Consider the following 21,562-nt stretch of genomic DNA (forward strand, 5'->3'; position numbering starts at 1 on the left):
CTGTAAAATTTGATTTAATTTAACAACTTTTTTAATTGCATCGGATCTTCAAGCATTTTGCGAGAAATGGATATTTTTTTTGCTTTTTTTTTTAAAGTTTGAATTAAAGAGGATAATATTGCGATTCCTTCCGGAGTATTGAAGAGTAAACATTTTTGATAATCGATTTCATCATTCAAATCAGGGAGAAATATAATCCCCAAGTGATTCACAACTCCAAAATAGAAATTAAGAGGTTTCTCTAAAATAAAGATACTGATTTTCTGACTTCCCACCATTTTAATAAAGGTTGAAAAGTGTTCATGATTCAAAAACTGAGAAAAATTCTCTCGATCAGACAAAATTTCAGTGTTTGCAAACTGAAATTTAAAATCACTGAAATTCATGGCCCTATATTCGAGATCAAGATCAAAACTTCCCCCAATGCAAATGTCTAAATTATGAGGGGTTAAATATTGCTGGAAACTGGACAAGAGAGAAAAAAGATCCGGAATAACCAAGGGTTTTGTCGTCATCAACCTTAAAATCATTAAAGCATCTTTAAAGGGAAAATAGTGATTTTTAAAGTATTCAAGATCATTTTGCGATAGTTTAGTTAATGAGAGAATTCCATGAGCAATTTGTGAGTTTCCGTTTGCCGAATATCCTTCCACAGTATGATTTATGATCCCATTTTCAACCATTTGCTTCACATGATATTCCAAGGAAGACGATTTCATACCGGTTTGTTTCACTAATTCTGAAAATCGAACAAGTCCTTTTTCTTGGAGTAAAATTTCAATAATGCGGCATCTAATAGGGTGAAAAATCGCCGTAAGCATAGAAGACGAATCAGAGGACGGTTCCATTATTAATTAATAGCATGGGTTTATTTAAGTTATCGTGAAATGTACGAAAAAAATCGTACATTATAAACTTCTTTGCGCGAGCCTTTATCTATAAATGCTACTCTCTATTGGTTATACTTCTTGAATTAGAAGTAAAGAAGATGCATAAAAATGTCACTAGCATGGATAAATTTAATTTTATATTATGTTGCATGGATCGGATGGTTCTACTTGTATATGATAAGTCTGCAGCCCATGAAATTTGAATCGAAATTTGGTGAAGAAACATGGAAGAAATGTGCTTCCTATCGAAAAATGGCAATTTACCCTGCAATTTTGCAATTTGTTTGCCTTTTTCTCTGGTTTTTCTTCCCAGTTGAACCTGCTCGATGGTCGATTGCAAGCACTCATCTTCCCAGCATTTTGATAGCCCTTGGAATAACAGCAGTATTCGCGCCAATTATGATTAAAGGAACCATAGACGCAGGAAAAGAAACCTTAGTACCTTCAAAAGAAACGACCATGTATGGAGGAATTTACAAATACTTACGTCATCCACAAGTTTTGGGAGAATGGCCACTATTTTTAGCCATGGCTTTTTGCACCAATTCTTGGTTAATGGTAATCATTTCACTGATAATCGTTGTGATAACAGCACCTCTTATGGTTTATTTGGAAGAAATTGATTTAGTGAAAAGGTTTGGTGAAAGTTATCAAAATTATCAAAAACAAACCCATGCGCTCATTCCAAAATTTTTTTCAAATTAGGGAAATAGGAAGGAAAACTATGAAATTATCCATTGATCCAAGCCTAAAACGCAATAAACCACTCTTGATTGCAGCGTGGGGATTTATAATATATGCAATAATCGAAATAACTGATAGCATCGCCATAATGCTTATTGCTCTAAAAATAATTCCTAATATCTACTCAACATCTATAACGCTAGCTTTCACCCCGATTCAAACAATCGTGGAAACCCAGCCCGTTTTTTTGATTTTTATGTTTATTGCTTTTACGGGGATGCGTATCACAGCAGCAATTGGGCTGATGAAAAATCGATTATGGGGGTTTTGGGTTGCAGCAATGAGCTTAATTTTCACCATATTATTTTGTTTGATTTTGCTCCCTTGGGGATTTATCGAGAGTTTCCTCTGCATGGGATTGTTAACCATATTGATTATTGGAAAAATGGGCTCCAAGTCACTCATCTCCAAATAATCTGTCTTTTTTCTTCGTTTTCAGCCCGAAGGTGTATTAAAAAAGAAAAGAAAATAATTTATTTTATTTCATCAACACAAGTTTTTCCTTCCTTCGAAGAAAGTATTTACGTACTTCTTCCACGATCAAAATTGTGGAACCAATTCCAAGAATAACTACCCAGTCGATGAATAGAAGTGGAGTCGTTTCCAAAATGAGGTTGAAGAAACTTAAGTGGACGGCTAGGATTTGCAAGCCAAAAGATGCAATTAAACCAAATAATATCATACGATTATTACGAAATCCTATCTTGAAAATGGATTCCCGATTTGATCTACTGGCAATCGCATTAAAAATCTGTAATACGGCGAGTACCGTAAAACTTAAAGTTTCTTTTCTAACAATTGAGTCATCTTTAGAGTACACATTGAATATGAAAATAACACCTGCAGCCATCACTGAAGCAACGAGTAAAATATTTGCAATTATCGATCTATCAATCAATGAATCTTCAGGTTTTTTAGGAGGGCGGAGCATAACATCATTTTCACGAGGTTCAGCAGCTAATGCCACGGTCAAACTACCATCAGTCACTAAATTAACCCATAATATCATAATAGGTGTAAAAATTAGCGCCTCCGAGTTAATAAGAAGCATTGAAACCAAGATCGTAATTACTTCACCCATGTTGGTTGTTAGTAAGAATTTAACCCCTTTCTTTATGTTTTCATAGACTACTCGTCCTTCTTCTACAGCATTCACAATACTCGCAAAATTATCATCAGTTAAAATCATTGAAGCAGCATCTTTTGTAACATCAGTTCCAGTTATCCCCATAGCTACTCCAACATCAGCAGTTTTTAGTGCTGGTGCATCATTAGCACCATCCCCCGTCATTGCTACAATCTCTCCTTTAGATTTTAATCCATTGACAATCCGGTACTTATGTTCAGGCGAAACACGAGCAAATACGCGGTTTGTATCCAATTTTTCAATAAATTCACTTTCTGAAGTTGAATCAATTTCTTTGCCATCCATAGCAGTGAATTCGGTTGTTAGAATTCCAATATCCTTACCAATGGAAGAAGCAGTCAATTTATGGTCACCTGTAGCCATAATTACCTTTATTCCAGCATTATGAGCACGTAAAATGGCTTCCTTAACTTCCTCACGGGGGGGATCAATAATGGCAATTAATCCCATGAAAATCATCTCTAATTCTCGACTTTCAAATTTGGCTTTTAAATCATCAGTAGTGATATTCGAGTTAGATTCCTCATGATATGCGATGCCTAATACACGATAACCTTCTGAAGCATAATATTCGGCTTTTTGTTCAATCTGATCCTTCAATTTATCATCAAAGGCAATTTTTTGTCCATCAACAGTAATGGACTTACTTACCTGCATAATTACTTCTGGTGCTCCTTTTACAATTAAAAGAGAATTTGCATCATTTTTATGAATAGTCAACATATACTTATTTGCTGATTCGAAGGGAATTTCATCGATTCGAGGATATTCACCCATCAATTCTAGTTTATTGAACTGTGCTTTTAATGCCGCCACCAACAACGCACCCTCAGTTGGATCTCCTACAATTTCCCAAACAAATTCGTCGTTTTCTAATTCATGTTGACGCAATATGGCATCATTACTTAAGGCCATATTTTGTAAAATAAGAGGAAGTGTGGAATGTTGAGTGATTGAAATAATTTCTCCATCCACAGTAAAATCTCCGATTGGAATATATCCGACACCACCTACTTCAATATCAGTATTATCCACGAAAATGTGTTTGACAGTCATTTGATTTTGTGTTAAAGTGCCAGTTTTATCACTTACTATTGTAGTTACTGCACCTAATGAATCAATTGCATTAAGCTTACGAATGATTGCATTGCGTTTTACCATTCGAGATACACCTATGGCCAGAGTAATGGTAATTGTGGCAGGTAACCCCGAGGGTATGGATGATACCAATGTAGCACTCGCAAAAATTAACATATCAAGAATATCAAATCCTCGGATTATTCCGAGAATAAATGTCAGTGCACTGGCAAAAAAGGCAATAACACCAAGTTTTTTACTTAAAGAGCTGACTCGTTTTTCTAATGGAGATTTCATTTCTTTGGTCTGATTGATAAGTTCTGCAATTTTACCCACTTGAGTTTTCATACCAATTGCATATACTATTGCTTTTCCTCTTCCAGAAACCACAGTGGTTCCCGAAAACACAAGATTTTTGCGATCAGCAACCGAAGCTCCAGACAAGACAGGTGTTGTAATTTTTCTAACTGGAAGTGATTCACCAGTCAAGAGTGCTTCATCTACTTGTAAATTCGCCACTTCAAATAAACGGGCATCAGCTGGAATTTTATCACCCGCTTCTAAATAAATAATATCACCTGGGACAATTTCTCGAGCTTTGATACGATATTGTGTACAATGTAAAACATTCCCACAATCCCTAAGTATTGTGGCTTCAGGGGCAGTCATAGATTTCAAAGAATCTAAGGCATTTTCAGCTTTTACTTCTTGAATAAACCCAATTATACCATTTATCAACACAATTGCAACAATTACAATAAAATTAGTTAATTTTCCTACGAGAAGGGATAAAATTCCCGCTGCAAGTAGTACATATGTGATAGGATTAAGAAACTGTTCTGAAAACATTTTCGCCCGACTTCTCCTATCTTGGGTTTGAATCTCATTCCAACCATATTTTTCTCGAAGGATATCAATATCTTGCTCGGGCAATCCAGTAATTTTAGTTTCAAGAAATTTGAAAGTATCATTTATTTCCATTTCATGAACTAATTTCGTTTGATCTGAAATTAATTCATTATCTCTTATTGTCATCATTATCCATTTTTACAAAATGAGTAATAAAAACATAATCAATTGTAAAAATAAAAGGTGTATTTGAAAAATTTATAGACTAAATAGGATAGTTGAAAAAAACTATTAATAAATTATTATTAGTTTTAATAGAACTTCTTGGAAAAATAATTGGAATCAATTAATATCTTCAAAGGCATTTTTCTTTTCTGAAACCCAATTATCTAAAGCAACATCAGCTCTTAATAAGCGATAATTTAACGTGCCAATGTGAAGCATCAAATGCCGTAGATTATATATAAGCGAACTTAAGATATTGGTTCCATGCCATTCAAAGACAGAAGGTCGATATAAATCTTGAATTTCCAGTCGTGAAAAATATTTTCGAGCTTTTTTAGAACATTTTTCCAAATATTCTTTAACTTGATGAGGTTCCAAAGGAATTTTAGGCGTGTTTCCAACACGATGAGACACATTCCGAAAATACGGTTGGAAACTCTCTCTTTCCTCTGTGGTGAAACATAAATAGAGATCCAAAAAATAGAGGGCATGGTAAGAAATGTGCCAAAAAGGAGGACCATGAGATTTCTCATTCCATATATGCTCTGGGCACTTACAAATTACTTCTTTCATCATAGCGAGTGCAGCACCAAATTGTTCATCAATTGCTATAATCAAATCATTGGGTCGTTCTTCATTGTTCATAATGACAAAGTTGATTGCAAAAAATAAAAAAGATTTGTCAGTCATGTTTTTTTAGGATCTAAAAAAAAAAAAATGCTAAAATCTAAGTATTTAATTAAGATTTCACATAAAATGTTATTTCTGCGCAATTATTAAGTAACGCTGGCTTTCAATATCGAGAAATCCTTTTTTTTGTATTTTTTGATGCAATTCATATAATTTATCCTTATATAATTCAATTGTGAAATTTGGAATTTGCCAAGGTATTGCTTTGAAATAATAGACCATAGCTCCAATGTCGAAAATCCGTGTTATATATTTTAAGGAACGTTTTGTATGGATTTTTAATCCATTATCCGCCAATTGATTGGCTAAAAAATCAACAGTCCAATTTGGATCATAATCCTCTGGATTAGGTGCTCCAAGCATTTGGTTTAACATGATATCATTATCGGGGCCTACTTGTTGGGTGATAAAGCAACCTTGGGGTTGAAGAACTCGAGCAACTTCCGAGGCATTATAATATTCATGGCGATTAATGATCAAATCAAATTGTCCATCAGTAAAAGGAAGCTTATTTTCATCTTCCAATGAAATCACAGATATTCCCCTAGGTTGTAACCGAGATTTTGCAATAGGGATGTTAGGAGCGTAGCACTCTGTGGCAACGGTTTTGGAAGGAAAAGGAAGGATACTTAAAAATTCCCCACCACCAGTTCCCATATCCAAAAGTGATTTAGATTGCAGTAAATAAGGGATAATCAGAGAATGATAGCTCCACTCTTTAACCGACTCAACAAATCGATTATTTATGTAAGAAAAATCCCATCCTTGAAAATTTTGGGAAATTTCCTTTAGATAAAATTCAAAATTTCTTTCCATAATCAATAAACCTACTCAATTCATGGTATTTGATATATTTTAGTAAAAAAAAGTCAAACGATAGAGAAGAATCAAATTTTTCGACTTAGAAGCTTGAAATCAAACTTCCGGAGATATTTTATTTGATTTAACACATACTTCCGTGGATTAGGACTTTTCCCCAAAATATCGTGTGAATTGAGAAAAGTATACTTCGCCACTTTATCTTCTTTATATTCACTGTAATTCTGGAAAGCGGAGAGCAACACTGCATCATATTTATTATGAAAGAGTAATACAGTGGAAGAAGAGTTTAAATTATCCACAATTTCAGGTGTTATCGGAGAATTCGGAAGAAAACGGAAATGGTAATAGACTAAAAGATCATAGTCAAGCAATACTAAGTTCGGAATGATTACTTTTCTCATCAAACCTTCACTCAAATAGCGCTCCCGTAATTTTGAAACAGTATGTCTATTCAATTTCACAGTCTCTAACTCTGAAATTTCTTTTATGGATTTATCTGGAAAATCAACTAAAGCAACAAAAACGGCTTTATCATTCTCGGAGAGATTCACCAATTCAGAATTATCGAAGTAAGAAACAGGAGAGTCTTCAATTGCATCGAAATTCAGTTGGTTTATATCAATGTTGAAATTCTTTTGTAATAAATAAGAATAATCGAAGAAATTTAGGACTTTTGAGGAATTTATAGAAAAAGTTACATTTTCTGGTAAAGCTTTGGTTATTAACTTCAATTTTCCCATTATTTCAGTTCTCTCATGAGTATTCGAAATAAACTCGGTATAATTCTTGTTGAAACTAATCGAAAATTCTTTCTCTGCTTCACCTAATCTCAAAAATATATCATTCGATGATTTTATTTTGGCCATAATATTCATTCGTTTAGCAGGAGTCAGTTTCAAATTGTATTCAGCGAAATTAATACTTAAAATCTCAAAACCCAATCGATTGAGGATCGGTACATACACCACTTGAAACATCTTGCGCTTCTCAAGTTGATTGCGACAATAGTTTACAGTAGAATCTTTAATTTTCAGGACTTCCGCCAGCTCTCTATCATTCCGGTTGGGAAATCGGACCATACCATAAAGGACTAATTCTTCATTATGCGAAAGGGTTTTTTGAATGGCAGCCATAATTAAATATCACACTCATTAAGCGGTAAGAAAAAAAAATCAGATAAAATTTGGGATTTATTGAGCAAGTTTTTCATCCACAAGCTTTTCAATTAATCCATCTTCAGGAATTTCGGGTATGGTAATATGACCCCGACTACGAGAGTTCCATTCGGTAGCAGTACTGACAGCATTGGGATTTCTTGCCCAAGCCCGTCGTGCTACACCACAATGCACATCCCAATCAAGCGCCATTTCGATAATTGTGTCCACCCGTTCACTTCCATCGAGAACTAAACCGAAACCACCATTGATAACTTTTCCGGTTCCCACCCCTCCACCATTGGAGAGAACACACATAGTCATCCCACGAGTAGCATCTCCTGCCCAACAATGGTGTGCCATATCTGCCATAATGTTGCTTCCATCTTTAATATTCGAAGTTTCACGGAAGGGACTGTCAGTTCCAGATACGTCATGATGATCACGCCCTAGCATTACGGGCCCAATTTCACCATTTCGAACCATTTCATTAAATTTCAATGCAATTTTCACCCGGCCTTGCCCATCAGCATATAAAATACGTGCTTGGGTCCCAACAACTAACCTATTCTTTTCCGCATCACGAATCCATGTCCAATTATCGCGATCCTGACCTCGACGATTTGGATCAATGCAGCTCATAGCCATCTGATCTGTTTTGATTAGATCTTCATGTTTTCCACTCAAGCAGACCCAGCGGAATGGCCCATAACCAAAATCAAAGCATAATGGCCCCATAATATCTTCCACATAGGAAGGATAAATAAAGCCATTTTTAGGGTCTTCTTTGATGGCAATATCTTTAGCTCCTGCATCATACACGGCTTTCAAGAAAGAATTACCATAATCCCAGAATTTAGTTCCCCGTTCAGACATAATTTTGATCAGTTCATATTGCTTTCTTAGTGATTCATCAACTTTCTGATTAAACAATGATCGGTTAGACTTCAATAATTCTCTTCCCTCTTCAAAGCTAATTCCTGCGGGAGTATAACCTCCTTCATAAACCGCATGGCAACTTGTTTGATCAGAAGCCAATTCAACATTCAGATTCTTGTCTACAACATATTGCCATAAATCTACCACATTTCCATGATAAGCTATTGAAAGACGTTCTTTTTTCTGGCGGTATTCTTCAACCCATGCAAAAATTTCATCTAAATTATCGGACACTTTTGCAACCCAACCTTGTTCATGACGGGTTTGAATTCGTGAATAATCAACTTCAGCCGTGATACTAATAGCCCCTGAAATATCGGCGGCTTTGGGTTGCGCACCACTCATCCCTCCTAATCCACTACTAATATACAACACACCGGATAAATCTTCATCCTGGGCATGTCCTAAATATAATCTCCCAGCATTCAATAATGTTATATAAGTCCCATGAACTATACCTTGCGGTCCAATGTACATCCAACCCCCAGCAGTCATTTGACCATAGTTAGATACACCTAAGGCTTGTGCTCTTTGAAAATCTTCAGGATTATCATACATACCGATCATTAACCCATTAGAAAAAATAACACGAGGGGCATTTCTTTTAGTTGGAAATAATCCTAAGGGATGACCAGACATAACAACTAGTGTCTGATCAGGTTCCATAATTTCAAGATATTTCTTAATCATACAATATTGCATCCAATTTTGGCAAACTTGTCCCGATTCACCATAAGTAACCAATTCGTAGGGGTAAAGAGCAATATCAAAATCGAGATTATTGTCAATCATAACCTGAATGCCTTGAGCTTCTGGAATCCCTTTATATTCAGTAAGAGGTTTGCCCTTCAATGGCCCTTTTGGGCGATAACGATAACCATAAATACGTCCTTTTGTCATTAGCTCTTCTAAGAATTCCGGAGCAAGGGTAGCATGCAATTCTTTTGGAACATAGCGCAAAGCATTTTTCACGGCGATAATGGTCTCATCGTGAGTGAGATTATAGCCCCGATTTGGAGCCCGTCGATATTGGGGATCAAATATCGGATCGGCGGGGAGGACCGAGGGTAATTTTAAATCTGTGATGGTGGTTTTCATAATTGATCAAATAAAGTTGCATTTCGAACCATTTAAAATTTTCTTAAAAATTCCACAAAAAATTCAAAAAATATGCAATAGAAGTAAAAAAAAAGTGACTTTTTTTGAAAGTGTCAAAGAATTATGTGGGAAAAAGGCATCACGAAATTATTTTTTCAATGGAGAAAGGGAAGTTTGAATTGAACTTGATTATAAACTGTTTTTCATAGAATTTTTGATTCAAAATGATGTTCCCTAGTCAATTATTATTTTTATAAGAAAAAAGGTTATGCTGTGAATGCATTAATCCCAAACAAGTAGAAAGCATTTTTAAAAAAAGGAGCCAAGTTTATAAATTGAGATTACTCATCTAGCTCCAAGCTAAAATATGTTTCAATAATCCATTGGATAAAGAAATAAAAGGGGAGATTGAGAAATGGGATTCTTTCATGAAAAAGAAAATGTAGAAAAATATATTAAAATGGCAGAAGGCTTTGATGGAAAAGAATTAATTAAAGAATTAACCGATTTCTTACCAACCCAATCCTCAATACTTGAAATTGGGATAGGTCCTGGAGTCGATTTTCTTATTTTGGAACAATATTTTCAAGTCACAGGATCAGATAACTCGCAAGTATTTGTAGATCGTTTTAAGCAAAGACATCCGAGCGCCAATGTATTGAATTTGGATGCTGTTTCCCTAAAAACAGAGATTAAATATCAAGGGCTTTATTCCAACAAGGTTTTACATCATCTCTCCCGAGATCAACTTAAGCAATCGATTCTAAGGCAAGCGGATATATTGCAAACCAATGGAATAATTTGTCATTCATTCTGGCAAGGAGATAAAGAGGAAAATATGGATGGACTCCTATTTATATACTATACAATGGAACAACTTCAAGCATTGTTTCAAGAGCATTTTCAAATTCTCAAAATGGAACAATATCAAGAGATGGAACCAAATGATTCTATCTATTTAATTGCCAAAAAAAAATAATTACTGCCTCCATTGTTCGGGCAAAAAACTTATGATCCAAATATTTTTTTTAACTCTACCTCCGCTTTTAATCATGAATACTGAACATTCAAAATTTTCTCAAAATTTCCAAGTAAGATATGGGGAAGTTAATCAATCGGGGCAACTGATGATTCACCACTTATTTAATTATATGCAAGAAATTGCATTCAATCATGCAGATGCACTAGCCAATACTATAGAGGGAAAATCACACTTTGATTTTGCAGTTGTATGGACTAGGATGAAGTTAGAAGTGGAAAAAATCCCAAATTGGAAAGAAAATCTAACCATTTCAACATGGATCTCACCTTTAAAAGACCAACAACGTTTTGCGTTTAGAAATTTTGCAATTTTCAATCAATCCGGCCAAAAAATAGGAAAGGGGTATGGTTCGTTACTCTTTTTTGATTTAAAACAAAGAAAAGCCGTAGGAGTACCAAAGGATGTTGAGAATTATCCGACTCATGAAGAACCAGGGGATTCCCATCATTTTTCACAAATTGATATTAATGTTTCCGAGAAGAAGGATACTTCATTTTCTACGAATTTTCAAGATCTTGATATTTATCGTCATGTGAACAATGTCAAATATATTGAGTGGGCATTTAATGAAGTGAAACCAGAAATATATAAATTATATATTCCTTCTTCAGTAGAAATAAACTTTCTAAAAGAACTACGACTCGGAGAGTCAGTCTGTGTCCAAACGGAATATCTTGAGGGAAGCTCTGAATTGTTAATTAAACATTTAATCTATAAAGAAGAAAGTGGAGTCAAAATTGCCCAACTTCAGACATCTTGGAAAAAAAAATAGTCAATAATTAAACCCTTTTTTGTTATTATTCAGCATTTTGTCTCCATTTTGTTGGTTTAGTTTATGATGAAGAGATAATTTCATCCTTAGAAAGGATATATTGATTCGCAATTTGTAAAGAAGCGAGCACAGCTTCCAACTCGATTTTATCAGGGGTATCTTCCATAGTATGATATACTAAATGGTCACGTATCACATGATTTTCCATCCCCAATAATGTTGTAGCTTCAATGCCGTGCCTTCCAAATTCAGCTGCATCTGTGGCTCCTCCGCCCCAAGCAATCTTTCCCTTAGTGGTGGGATAACCTAATTCTTGAGCAATTTTTTGGCAATCTTCTATCATTGAATCCGATAATTTGACAATTTGGTTGAGATCCGATTGTAAAAAGGATAATTCATCTACGTGGTAAATGCTATCCATGTTAAAGAGAAACGTGGGTACTGATCGCAATTCCTTTAGATGATGTTTTACATAAGCGCGTGAACCTCTAATTCCTGCTTCTTCAGAGTCGAAACTAATAAATACCAATTCAGTGTGATTAAGAGGGTTTTTACCGGCTTTTTTGGCAGTTCCATATAATTCCGCCAGTTTGCATGTTATAGCAACAGCAATCATATTATCTCCAGCACCAGGAGAGACTTCCTTACTATTGAAGAAATAGAATTGTAAAACTGCGGGAGACCCTACCAGCAAGATTAGGGGTAAGTAATTAACAAACTGTGGAATAGTTCCAGTAAAAATATCAATTATTGCCCATGCGAGAAGTAATCCATTAATTCCAAAAAATATCAATAGACCCGTAATAATACGAGGGCCGTACCATTTCTGCAACTTTGGGTTGGCCATAAAATTCATCACCTTGGCACTATCATGATGTCCAGCTACAATTACACGTCTTTTTATTTCATTTTTCGGTGATATCTTCCCAATGATATTGGTTCCAGATTTTTTCTTGAAAAGAAAATTGAAGGTTTCTTTATATTGAACGAAATGGAGATAAGCATAAAGAGTTGCAAACGAAAAGCCTAAAGCCGCCAAATAGATCCCAGCTCTCCCAATCAGTAAAAGAGATGAAAAACAAACATATACAATACCAAATATTTTCATGAATGCCATGAAGGAATTTGGACATGTTTCAAATTGTTCTTTGGTTGTTGTATCGCAATATTTTGATAAATTTGCATGAATAGCATCACCTGCTTTTTCACAAGCAGTAGTTCCGGTCAACCGAGGCCCAAAATCATCAATGATGTCAGATGTAAAAGTTAAAGCATCCTTAGCATCTGTTGTGTGAATCATGACAGTTGTATCAAGCAATTTTGGATAAATTGTCCGAATATTTGTTTTCTGGTCTTCAATATGATTATAAATTTCAGTATGAACAAGAGTTTTGTATGTCATTCGAAATATTCACATCCTAGTTTTGTAGATTTTTCAATTATAAATTGTTATATCTACTTAGTAGATCTAACAAACCTTTTTAAATTTTTGTTCTGCCTACATAGCAAAGTAGGAAAAGAGTCTTGATGAGAAAGAGTCTTCTTATTAAGTTTTTGGAAAACACCAAAAATTGCACTTATTGTGCAAAATTGGTTAATTAGAATCTCACTAAACAGATTCCTTCCAATTTATAAAATGCAAATGAACCTTATCTCATTAAAGAAAATAATGATTCAATGGAAATTTTTTTTTGTAATTCCTCAAGATTTTTTGTAATTCCTTGTTTGTTCAATAGAATTTTCATTGTTATTACTCGATCCTCATTTGGATGCAAGCTAAAATAATTATCAGAAACAATAAAATCACAATCTTGCACTTTAAAGTGAACATATAGAGCAATTTTTTTAGCACTGATCTTTATTTGAAAGGAAAAGCGATCTTGTATTTTTTTTTCTTCAGAATTTATTGGAAATAAATCAAAATTAATACCCGGGTTTTGTAAGGGAAATGATTTAGGTTCCTTAAACAATCGGAAGCCAAATGCTCGATCCCTTAGGGATTCAATTCCATTGAATTGTGTAGAATAGAAAATAACATGATTTTTTAATTCACGTCGAGAAATAGAGAGTTGCTTTAGTGTGATTTTGTCTATTAGAATCGAACAGCAAGGGTCCAAATTAACTTCCACTGAATTTTGATACTTGATAACCCCTAAATGATTTTGAATAGACCACTTCACAGAGGATTGCACGGGATATTGCAAATCATTGGTACCCCAAATTTCCACTTTGCTATCGGATTCCTGGATACTAATGAGGAGCGGGGAATAACTACGTTTTACAAAATAATGAGAGGCTTTCCACCGACCATAATAGTCTACCGAAGACCAACTAGCTACAGGCCAACAATCATTCAATTGCCAGTAGAGAGAGCCCATACATTCAAAATTTGTTCGATGACGACGCCAATGTTCAATTCCATATTCCAATGCTTCACCATGAGTTATTTGGGATAAGATCACTTGACTCTCAAAAGAAGAAGGAATTTTAAAACGCCGCTTCATATATTTTAGAATTTTAGCATTTCCAGCCAAATTTTTTTGGTGGTTTTCCATAATTGAAGAGAAAAAATCAAGTTCTGAATCAGGACAAAACGATTTAATAGTCTTCAAAGAAGGAAAAGATTCAAATCCATATTCTGACATAAATCGAGAATTAAATTTTCTGAAAGCAGAAAAAGGAGCACTCTGATGCCAGACTTTCCAAAAATGGGAGTCACCAGTATGAGCTTGATTACTCTTCAATAAATTCAAGAGGGAACCTTTAAACTTCTTTCCTTCGGAAAAACCATTGGAAGGAGAACTGGGCCAATAGGAGCGAGAAGGATCAAACCTTTCGGTGAGAAAAGGGAGTTTTTGCTCAAATAATTTGTGATATCCCACTTTAAATTTACGATGGACTTTTTTACCTAAAAGGCGGGATTCAAATGCGAGTAAAGGCCACAACTGTTCAATTTCATTATTACCACACCATAATGCCAAACTAGGATGATTTCGAATGCGTTTTATATTCTGTATCACCTCAACCTCTACATTCTTTAGGAATTCATCATTGTAAGGATAAATTGCGCAAGCAAAGGGAAAATCTTGCCACACTAAAATCCCTAATTGATCGCATAAATCATAAAACAAGTCATCTTCATAGATCCCACCACCCCAGACCCGTAGAAAATTCATATTAGCATCTATCGCCGCATGGAGATTCATTTCATAAAGACCCATCTTTTTTCCACGGGGAATGCAACTGTCAATCGGAATCCAATTGGCACCTTTTGCAAAAATTGGAACTCGATTTAGTGAAAAATAAAAGCTTTCACCCCATTGATCGGGTTGTCTGATCAATTGCAATTCTCGAATTCCAAATTTCAACTGTCTCTCATCCAATACTAAAGAAGATGAATGAGAACGAATAATTACCTGAAGAGTATACAAAATTTGATCTCCAAGCCCAATAATCCACCATAGTTTTGGATTTTGAATAATTAATTGCTGAGAAGAAGATGAAGTTTCAAGTTTTTGCGAAAATTTAGAAATTATTTGCGAATCTAGAAGAATGCTTGTCTCAATATCCACATCTGCCATATTCTTAAGGGGTATTTTTCCATCAAGTTCAAGATCAATGCAAACTTCAGCTGAATCTACTACCGGTTGTATTGAAGAAATAGATTTTTTCCAATGGACTTTGTGTTTAGAAAAATTGAGTTTTTGCTTTATGTTGACGGAATTAATTTTGACCTTATTCCACGATACGATTTCCACCGGTTGCCAGATACCAATATCTGGAAATTTAGGTCCCCAATCCCAGCCAAAGGAATATTGGCTTTTTCGGAGATAAGGAGCCCCAGGAATCCCAGCATAACCAGTATTTAATTTAATATGTTCTTTTTCAATTTTCTTCGCAACATACTTTGTTGGACTATGAAATTGGACCTTGAGTTCATTTAATCCTTCATGGATGTAATTTTTAATATCGAATTCATATTTACGGAACATATTTTTCGTTGAGCTAACTTCTTTATCATTTAAGTAAATTGTAGTTATTGTATCTAAACCATGAAAAATAAGCTCAATTTGTTCAAACAACAGAATTTCATTAGAAATAAAAAATTTTTTAATGAAAATCCAATCTTCTTCAAAGACCCATGAAATGTGCCCTTCATTATTACCATAAAAAGGATCTGAAATAATATTTCTTTCCTCTAATACTTCTAATACAGTACAAGGAACATCTATATGAATAGGTTTAATGGAAGAGTTCTGAATAGTCCAACCTTTATTTAAGGAGAGATTTTGTGGAGATAATAGGTTCGTTGAAGAAACTGAATTCATCGAATTGATCTTGATGTTTATCAAGATAAATATACTGCTTGCAATTTAAGAGATATCTTAATTGCACAGAAATGTCGCAAACATTCTTAGGTTTCTACCGCCATTTTGAAGTAAACTTAAACGAAAGATTAATATGAGCATAGAAGAAAAACAAATAATTATGCATAATCCCTTAAATTCAACACGACGGATTCAAGCATTTGATTTTTTACGTGGATTTGCAATAATGATCATTATCTTCGTCCACCGAATTCATTATACTTGGACAGGTATGGAAAATGGAGAGAACTTATTTACGGATCAAGGTATTGGAGTAGTATTAATAATTGTAACAATCGTTTTTTTTATGATGGCAGGTATTTTTTATGTTGTCTCTGCTACGGTAAATACATACAATTTCTATCACCGTGTAACCCAAGATCATGAAAAAATTAAACAATACACTAAAATTGGGATCATTTCGGGGTTTTGGTTAATCGGTTTAAATTATATCCAACGGATCTTTTTTATGAATGGATTTACAAGTACTTCATCGGGTTTAGAACCGGAATTTCCCATAGGTATCTTTCCAAGTTTATTGAAATACCAAGGAGAATTCACATGGTTTTGGTCCATCCTTACGCAAACAGGTACCCTTTTTGTATTAGGGATCAATTTAACTATCGTCACAGGAATTCTTTATTTGCTCTTTAAAAATAAGAACAATCAAAATATGAAACAAAAATTGCGCATTTTATACATTTTAGGAGTAATGTTCTTTATCTTATCAATTTTCGTTAAATTTTGGGGACATCCTTTTTATTCTCAGTTGTATTCAGACGAAAATTATTTCGCAGCATTTATTTTGGGGGGGTTTACAACCGAATTTGGTCTCTTTCCGTATCTCAGTTTCGGGTTGTTTGGGAGTTATTTTGGATTGTTAATTGCTTCTGAAGAGAATTTACTCATAATTAAAAAGAAATTTCGCAAATCGATTTTGATTTGGTTAGTGATCGGATTAATTGGAGTCGTCGTTTTTAATACCGATACCGATTTTGGAGATCGTTTGATGACTACTGCAATTAATTGTGTGGGAGTGGCTCTCTTCATGCTTTTCGAATGGATTTGTTTAAAAATTTATGACTATTCAGCCAAGAAAATAGATGAAACTAAAAGTAAGCCATCAAATGGCATTGTTACTTTCGGAAAAATTAGTTTAACCATTTATATTTTAGAACCCTTGCTCGCAGAAATATTGATTCTTCCTATAGATTTGATTTTTGGAATAGAATGGAAAACAAATGTCTGGATGGTGGGATTGTTTGGAATTTTGTGTATAGCTATGTGGATGTTAATAGCCTTTTTCTGGAAAAAGAGCGAATTCATTGGTTCTTTTGAATGGTGTTCCAAAAAACTGTTAAAAAAGAATCGACCTATTCAATATAAGGTATAGAACAAATTAATTTGAATTAGAAAATGAAGAAATTATTGACTTCATTTAGAAAAAATGAATTGAAAAATTAACTTGGTAATATTGATTGTTTTATTTTTTCTTTTTACTCGCCAATTTACTCAGAATCATGAAAATTCGTAGCACCATTCCAACAAAATCGAAGAAAATATCAATAACAGCCATCATCCAATAACCACGTTTTATTTTCCCCGGTAAGGTTGCGGCATCAAAGACCATCACTCCAAATAAATAGCCAAACATTAGTAAATCGACGACAATATTATTTTCTCCTTCTCCAAATATGGCAATTATAACTACTTCTAACACTCCAAATAGAATACCAAATAACAAGAAATACCAACAATAATGTTTAGAAATCTTGTCTTTCAATAAAATGCCCAAGGCCATGGCTCCACCAGTGGCAAAAACACCAATTAATGCACTCGTTATGAAAAGACTTCGGGTTAATTCTTCACCCAAATCTTCCGCTACAAAGGATACAACAAACGACAACAAAACTCCAGATCCCAGTGCAGAAATGAAGAACAATACCATGGCAATTAAATTAACTCGTAAGAAAGTAAAAATCATGAGTAAAATCCAAACACCTACAAACACACATAATGCAATGATTATTTGAGGAATGGAAAAAGTGGTGAGATCTAAAGCAGGAGCACCGAACAATCCACTGAAATAGAGAGTAGATAATAACCAAAGAAGTGCTGCAACAAACATCGTTGGTAAAACTTTAGAATAAAATTCGTTGTCAAGAGCAGGTTGTTTACCTTTTACATGACCAAAATAATAAAAATTTCCCATAATGTGAGCTAATTCTTGGAAAATTTAATTGTTTTGATCGCTGAAAAGAAGGAAAGAATTGAATTCCCCTTATTGGAAAAGAGACATCATTTATGTTTTTTAAACTATAAAAAAAATGGAATAAGAAGACCTTTTCTTAAAATATGCTATAATCCTTTCAAAACACATTTTTTTCCATTAACATACTCAATTGAAAGATAATTTTTATTTTTAGATTAAAGCAAACTTTGAAAAGCTTAATATTAATAATATAAATATCAGAGAAACGATTGATTTTTTTTGGTGTAAATTAACTCATGTTATTTGAAAAATCTACTGTCCATTTTGAAATTACTTCTGAGTGCAACCATCGATGTATTTTTTGTTACAATCAACATCAGGTTTTTGACAATTCAAAAAATAAAGAATACATATCTTTCGATTTTTATAAGCAAATTATCGACAAGTTCGTTGAACTGAAAGTTAAGAATGTTATTATCACCGGTGGAGAACCATTTCTCCACCCTGAAATTCTTCCTTTTATTGAATATGCAAAAAAAAGGAAATTAGATATAAGTATCAATACAAATGGATCGCTTTTAACACCTGAAATTAACCAATTTTTAGCGAACTACAAAATTCGCCTACTTGTTTCTCTCCATGGCACTAATTCTTTATTTGAAAAATTAGTTCAAGTTAAAACCTTTGATCGAGTTCGAAAAAATCTAATTGATGCACGCAAAAATTATAATCTAAATATTTCTCTACAATTTGTTCCAATTAAAATTAATTTCCATCATATCCGAGAAGTTGCACAATTTGCAAAAGAGTTGGGTTGTTATCTACAAGTAGGAAGATACACGGATCCTTGTGGAATATCAGAAAGTACTTCATCCTTTGGATTAACGATTAAAGAATACCATTCTCTTTTCAATGAAATTCTCAAAATAAAAAGAGAATTAAAAGTACCCATTGGACTCGGAAATGGTATCCCATTTTGTATGATTGATGAAGAAAACCTCTCCAATGACATCCTGAATCTATTTAATCGCTGTGGGTGTTCTTTGGGAAAATCAATTTGGGCTTTGAGTCCAGAAGGTAACATTCGGGCTTGTCCGCAATTAAGTAATACAATTGGAAATATATTAACGGATTCTATCAAAATCCTATCTCAAAAAATTGAAGATTTATTTAATTCATCAGTAATCACTCCCGAAATATGTCAAGATTGCGGAATTCGAATACTTTGTTGTGGAGGATGCAGAGCAAGCGGATTGGTAAGAAATGGTGCAATTAATTCATTTGATCCCCTATTTCCTCTTGATGAAGAGAGGCGAAATAAATCAATTGCATTAATTAAGCAAAAAATCAAAATTCTTGGAGAGAAAGAGAACCAATCATTATCAAGTGAATTTGATGAACAAAGCATTTTGACTGCAAATCGAGAGCTATTTCGAAGAAATTTAAATAGTTACGTTATTTTAAGAGGATTTGGAAAAAATGGATTCATATATAAAGAGTTAAATGAATCTGCCTTGGCGATATTGAATGAATTCAAACATCCAAGTTCTGTGAAATCAGTTCTAATAAAATTAAGCAAAGATTTCTCTATTGGAATCGAAGAAATTAGAGGAGACGTTTTCAATTGCATTGAAAATTTTCTTAAAGCAGACATTTTACAATTCTGATCTCAATTTCTTGTCGTAATCCGTAGACACTCAAAAAATAAAAACAATTTTTATATCAAATTGATTTTTCATTTTGTATCAAATAATCCCGATTACCAAGATATGTTAAAAATTCACTCAAATCCGCTTTAACTTCACCCATTTCATTTTCTTCCAAATCAAAAGATTGTTTCAACTGAGTCAAAATATCAGCTAATGACCAGTAATTTAATTCAAGTAAAATTTTAGTAATTTCATATGCAACATCATTAATGAAAAAAGCGGTTTGTTTTTTCTCATCTAAAAAATAATATGAATTTTCATTAACATGTTTTAATAACACATGTTTTGGAAAGGAATATGTTTGCGTTTCTATTAATTTGAAATCTATATTCTCATCAGAGTAATTAATTTCAGATTCACTATTGAATATGGTTTTGGGAATTTGTTGTTTTCCCGATATGATTAAATATACGTCCCGAATAATGTTATTAATATCGCCTCCCGACCAAATTGAAAGAAAAAAGAATGTAGTGCTTATTACTGCGTAATATACCATTGTAAACAAAAATAACTCAAATTTTTCGTTGAAAAGATTTCCACTTCTAACTGAAATAATTGAGAGCACTGTGGGAAATAAAATAACGAGATTACACCACAAGGTACCCATTATAGCGATTTTTATTCTTTCTTTTGGAGTAAAAAGCAAAAGTGGAATTTGAACAGTCTCAACATTAATAAGAGAATTCAACTTTGAAATATAAGACCCAAATCCGCCATACATTTTGGCAGCAATTAAATGACCCCATTCATGAAATATGGAAAGAAATAGAGATAAAAGTAAATAGGTTGAGTAATTAAAAGCATCAGAAAAAATATATGAAATTGAAATTGGATTGTTCGTAAAAAACCAAAAAAATTCCAAAAATGTTGCAGAAAGTAATAATATCCAATAGAGATTCTTAATTTTTTTTTTCCAGAAAAGTTCTGATAAATAATTGAATAGTTTTGTTCTAAAAGTCATTCGAAAATGAATTGCCAGAATAAGGTTTGGAGAAACACCTAAGATATTGAAAGCGGGCCAATCTTTGTTAATTGCGAATTCTATTAATTGATTTAAAATAAACCAGCTATTTCGAGTTATTAAGAAAAGAGATACAAATGATAAGGAAAATATCCGTTTATCAAAAGAATAAATTACATATAAACCAATACCAAGTAAAATTGAAAAGAAATGAAGAAGGAGGACAAGAATTCTTTTATTTTTCTTTAAAAGGATAGAATCAATATGAATAAGAATTTGAGAATAAGATAAAATCGACCAAACTCCATAAATAGAGAATAGGATATTTTTGATTTTAAACGAATTATCCCCAATAGAAAGCACTTTATCCAAAAAGATTTGAGACATTATGAAAAAAACTAAAAATCCAAGCAATGAAAATGCGAATATTCTCCAAAAGGGAGGTTTAATTATCTTCTTAAACTGAAAAAGACCATAAAACCACAACATAATTGGAATTGTGAACGCAAAAGAGGAGAAAATGAAAATACGGAAAATTATATATAATCCAGAATCCATTGTAGTGAAACCGATCTCCCACGTTCATAATATTTTGATAAAATTATAGAAAAAAAGTTATTGATTTCTTGGGTTATTCTCCAGAAACATCCCCAGGAATATCGAAACAATCGCAATCACAATTACAATAACAATCATCACAATTGGCCGAATAACAATCACAATTTGCTGGGTCTTGGCAGTTGCTTGCATAACAAACTCCAGAAACTTTGCCACCTGGGTCATTCATCTGACAATCACATGAAGGATTAAATTCTGAAATTATATTACGAATTACGGGTTTTGTCCACTTCTTCATTTTTTCTT

17 protein-coding genes are annotated in these 21,562 nt (G+C 33.5%); 6 read left to right on the forward strand and 11 right to left on the reverse strand.

The features are described 5' to 3' along the window. Nucleotides 1-14: 14 nt before the first annotated feature. Complete coding sequence (locus NEF87_RS05555; protein WP_371805405.1) at nucleotides 15-848, reverse strand: winged helix-turn-helix domain-containing protein; 834 nt, start codon at nucleotides 846-848, stop codon at nucleotides 15-17. Nucleotides 849-998: 150 nt separating this feature from the next. On the opposite strand from NEF87_RS05555, the gene NEF87_RS05560 reads away from it, so the two are divergent. Together NEF87_RS05560 and NEF87_RS05565 are read left to right on the forward strand one after the other, a co-directional pair. After that, a complete protein-coding gene (locus NEF87_RS05560; protein WP_371805406.1) occupies nucleotides 999-1,595 on the forward strand; it encodes a methyltransferase family protein in 597 nt (198 codons plus the stop codon). A gap of 19 nt (nucleotides 1,596-1,614) precedes the next feature. Next, nucleotides 1,615-2,049 carry a hypothetical protein gene (locus NEF87_RS05565; protein ID WP_371805407.1) on the forward strand — a complete coding sequence of 145 codons (435 nt, stop codon included), beginning with the start codon at nucleotides 1,615-1,617 and terminating at the stop codon, nucleotides 2,047-2,049. 63 nt (nucleotides 2,050-2,112) lie between these two features. Here NEF87_RS05565 and NEF87_RS05570 read toward each other — a convergent pair whose 3' ends face one another. The 5 genes from NEF87_RS05570 to NEF87_RS05590 form a co-directional block, all read right to left on the reverse strand. Then, a complete protein-coding gene (locus tag NEF87_RS05570; RefSeq protein WP_457919006.1) occupies nucleotides 2,113-4,896 on the reverse strand; it encodes a cation-translocating P-type ATPase in 2,784 nt (927 codons plus the stop codon). Between the two features lie 153 nt (nucleotides 4,897-5,049). Continuing rightward, nucleotides 5,050-5,622, reverse strand: a complete 573-nt coding sequence (locus tag NEF87_RS05575) for a DinB family protein (RefSeq protein ID WP_457919007.1) — start codon at nucleotides 5,620-5,622, stop codon at nucleotides 5,050-5,052. A 69-nt stretch (nucleotides 5,623-5,691) separates the two neighbouring features. Then, the gene (locus NEF87_RS05580; RefSeq protein ID WP_457919008.1) at nucleotides 5,692-6,438 is read right to left on the reverse strand and encodes a methyltransferase domain-containing protein; all 747 of its coding nucleotides are present in this window, start codon (nucleotides 6,436-6,438) and stop codon (nucleotides 5,692-5,694) included. Nucleotides 6,439-6,509: 71 nt separating this feature from the next. Further along, entirely contained in the window at nucleotides 6,510-7,577 is a 1,068-nt protein-coding gene (locus tag NEF87_RS05585) for a hypothetical protein (RefSeq protein ID WP_371805411.1), read from the reverse strand. A 57-nt stretch (nucleotides 7,578-7,634) separates the two neighbouring features. After that, on the reverse strand, nucleotides 7,635-9,635 hold the full coding sequence (locus tag NEF87_RS05590; RefSeq protein ID WP_457919009.1) for a urocanate hydratase: 2,001 nt from the start codon (nucleotides 9,633-9,635) through the stop codon (nucleotides 7,635-7,637). Between the two features lie 415 nt (nucleotides 9,636-10,050). Between NEF87_RS05590 and NEF87_RS05595 the strand changes: the two genes are divergently transcribed. Then, the gene (locus tag NEF87_RS05595; protein ID WP_457919010.1) at nucleotides 10,051-10,614 is read left to right on the forward strand and encodes a class I SAM-dependent methyltransferase; all 564 of its coding nucleotides are present in this window, start codon (nucleotides 10,051-10,053) and stop codon (nucleotides 10,612-10,614) included. Between the two features lie 73 nt (nucleotides 10,615-10,687). Beyond that, complete coding sequence (locus NEF87_RS05600; RefSeq protein ID WP_457919011.1) at nucleotides 10,688-11,449, forward strand: acyl-[acyl-carrier-protein] thioesterase; 762 nt, start codon at nucleotides 10,688-10,690, stop codon at nucleotides 11,447-11,449. A gap of 61 nt (nucleotides 11,450-11,510) precedes the next feature. On the opposite strand, the gene NEF87_RS05605 is transcribed toward NEF87_RS05600, so the two are convergent. Beyond that, a complete protein-coding gene (locus tag NEF87_RS05605; protein ID WP_457919012.1) occupies nucleotides 11,511-12,851 on the reverse strand; it encodes a M28 family metallopeptidase in 1,341 nt (446 codons plus the stop codon). Between the two features lie 247 nt (nucleotides 12,852-13,098). Then, nucleotides 13,099-15,777 carry a glycosyl hydrolase 2 galactose-binding domain-containing protein gene (locus tag NEF87_RS05610; protein WP_457919013.1) on the reverse strand — a complete coding sequence of 893 codons (2,679 nt, stop codon included), beginning with the start codon at nucleotides 15,775-15,777 and terminating at the stop codon, nucleotides 13,099-13,101. 133 nt (nucleotides 15,778-15,910) lie between these two features. On the opposite strand from NEF87_RS05610, the gene NEF87_RS05615 reads away from it, so the two are divergent. Then, entirely contained in the window at nucleotides 15,911-17,209 is a 1,299-nt protein-coding gene (locus NEF87_RS05615; RefSeq protein ID WP_457919014.1) for a DUF418 domain-containing protein, read from the forward strand. A 90-nt stretch (nucleotides 17,210-17,299) separates the two neighbouring features. Here NEF87_RS05615 and NEF87_RS05620 read toward each other — a convergent pair whose 3' ends face one another. Then, a complete protein-coding gene (locus tag NEF87_RS05620) occupies nucleotides 17,300-18,028 on the reverse strand; it encodes a hypothetical protein (RefSeq protein ID WP_371805418.1) in 729 nt (242 codons plus the stop codon). A gap of 296 nt (nucleotides 18,029-18,324) precedes the next feature. Between NEF87_RS05620 and NEF87_RS05625 the strand changes: the two genes are divergently transcribed. After that, nucleotides 18,325-19,695: a radical SAM protein gene (locus NEF87_RS05625; protein ID WP_457919015.1), complete on the forward strand. Its 1,371-nt coding sequence runs from the start codon at nucleotides 18,325-18,327 to the stop codon at nucleotides 19,693-19,695. Nucleotides 19,696-19,750: 55 nt separating this feature from the next. Here NEF87_RS05625 and NEF87_RS05630 read toward each other — a convergent pair whose 3' ends face one another. After that, nucleotides 19,751-21,085 (reverse strand): hypothetical protein, encoded by a 1,335-nt coding sequence (locus NEF87_RS05630; protein ID WP_457919016.1) that lies wholly within the window; start codon nucleotides 21,083-21,085, stop codon nucleotides 19,751-19,753. Between the two features lie 244 nt (nucleotides 21,086-21,329). After that, nucleotides 21,330-21,554 (reverse strand): hypothetical protein, encoded by a 225-nt coding sequence (locus NEF87_RS05635; protein ID WP_457919017.1) that lies wholly within the window; start codon nucleotides 21,552-21,554, stop codon nucleotides 21,330-21,332. Between the last annotated feature and the right edge of the window lie 8 nt (nucleotides 21,555-21,562).

This window comes from Candidatus Lokiarchaeum ossiferum, assembly GCA_025839675.1.
Taxonomy (GTDB): domain Archaea; phylum Asgardarchaeota; class Lokiarchaeia; order Sigyniarchaeales; family Promethearchaeaceae; genus Lokiarchaeum; species Lokiarchaeum ossiferum.

Bases quoted from the DNA above. Each gene is read 5' to 3' on its own strand.
- NEF87_RS05555 (WP_371805405.1), bottom strand. From the start codon at position 848: ATGGAACCGTCCTCTGATTCGTCTTCTATGCTTACGGCGATTTTTCAC.
- NEF87_RS05560 (WP_371805406.1), top strand. From the start codon at position 999: ATGTCACTAGCATGGATAAATTTAATTTTATATTATGTTGCATGGATC.
- NEF87_RS05565 (WP_371805407.1), top strand. From the start codon at position 1,615: ATGAAATTATCCATTGATCCAAGCCTAAAACGCAATAAACCACTCTTG.
- NEF87_RS05570 (WP_457919006.1), bottom strand. From the start codon at position 4,896: ATGATGACAATAAGAGATAATGAATTAATTTCAGATCAAACGAAATTA.
- NEF87_RS05575 (WP_457919007.1), bottom strand. From the start codon at position 5,622: ATGACTGACAAATCTTTTTTATTTTTTGCAATCAACTTTGTCATTATG.
- NEF87_RS05580 (WP_457919008.1), bottom strand. From the start codon at position 6,438: ATGGAAAGAAATTTTGAATTTTATCTAAAGGAAATTTCCCAAAATTTT.
- NEF87_RS05585 (WP_371805411.1), bottom strand. From the start codon at position 7,577: ATGGCTGCCATTCAAAAAACCCTTTCGCATAATGAAGAATTAGTCCTT.
- NEF87_RS05590 (WP_457919009.1), bottom strand. From the start codon at position 9,635: ATGAAAACCACCATCACAGATTTAAAATTACCCTCGGTCCTCCCCGCC.
- NEF87_RS05595 (WP_457919010.1), top strand. From the start codon at position 10,051: ATGGGATTCTTTCATGAAAAAGAAAATGTAGAAAAATATATTAAAATG.
- NEF87_RS05600 (WP_457919011.1), top strand. From the start codon at position 10,688: ATGAATACTGAACATTCAAAATTTTCTCAAAATTTCCAAGTAAGATAT.
- NEF87_RS05605 (WP_457919012.1), bottom strand. From the start codon at position 12,851: ATGACATACAAAACTCTTGTTCATACTGAAATTTATAATCATATTGAA.
- NEF87_RS05610 (WP_457919013.1), bottom strand. From the start codon at position 15,777: ATGAATTCAGTTTCTTCAACGAACCTATTATCTCCACAAAATCTCTCC.
- NEF87_RS05615 (WP_457919014.1), top strand. From the start codon at position 15,911: ATGAGCATAGAAGAAAAACAAATAATTATGCATAATCCCTTAAATTCA.
- NEF87_RS05620 (WP_371805418.1), bottom strand. From the start codon at position 18,028: ATGGGAAATTTTTATTATTTTGGTCATGTAAAAGGTAAACAACCTGCT.
- NEF87_RS05625 (WP_457919015.1), top strand. From the start codon at position 18,325: ATGTTATTTGAAAAATCTACTGTCCATTTTGAAATTACTTCTGAGTGC.
- NEF87_RS05630 (WP_457919016.1), bottom strand. From the start codon at position 21,085: ATGTCTCAAATCTTTTTGGATAAAGTGCTTTCTATTGGGGATAATTCG.
- NEF87_RS05635 (WP_457919017.1), bottom strand. From the start codon at position 21,554: ATGAAGAAGTGGACAAAACCCGTAATTCGTAATATAATTTCAGAATTT.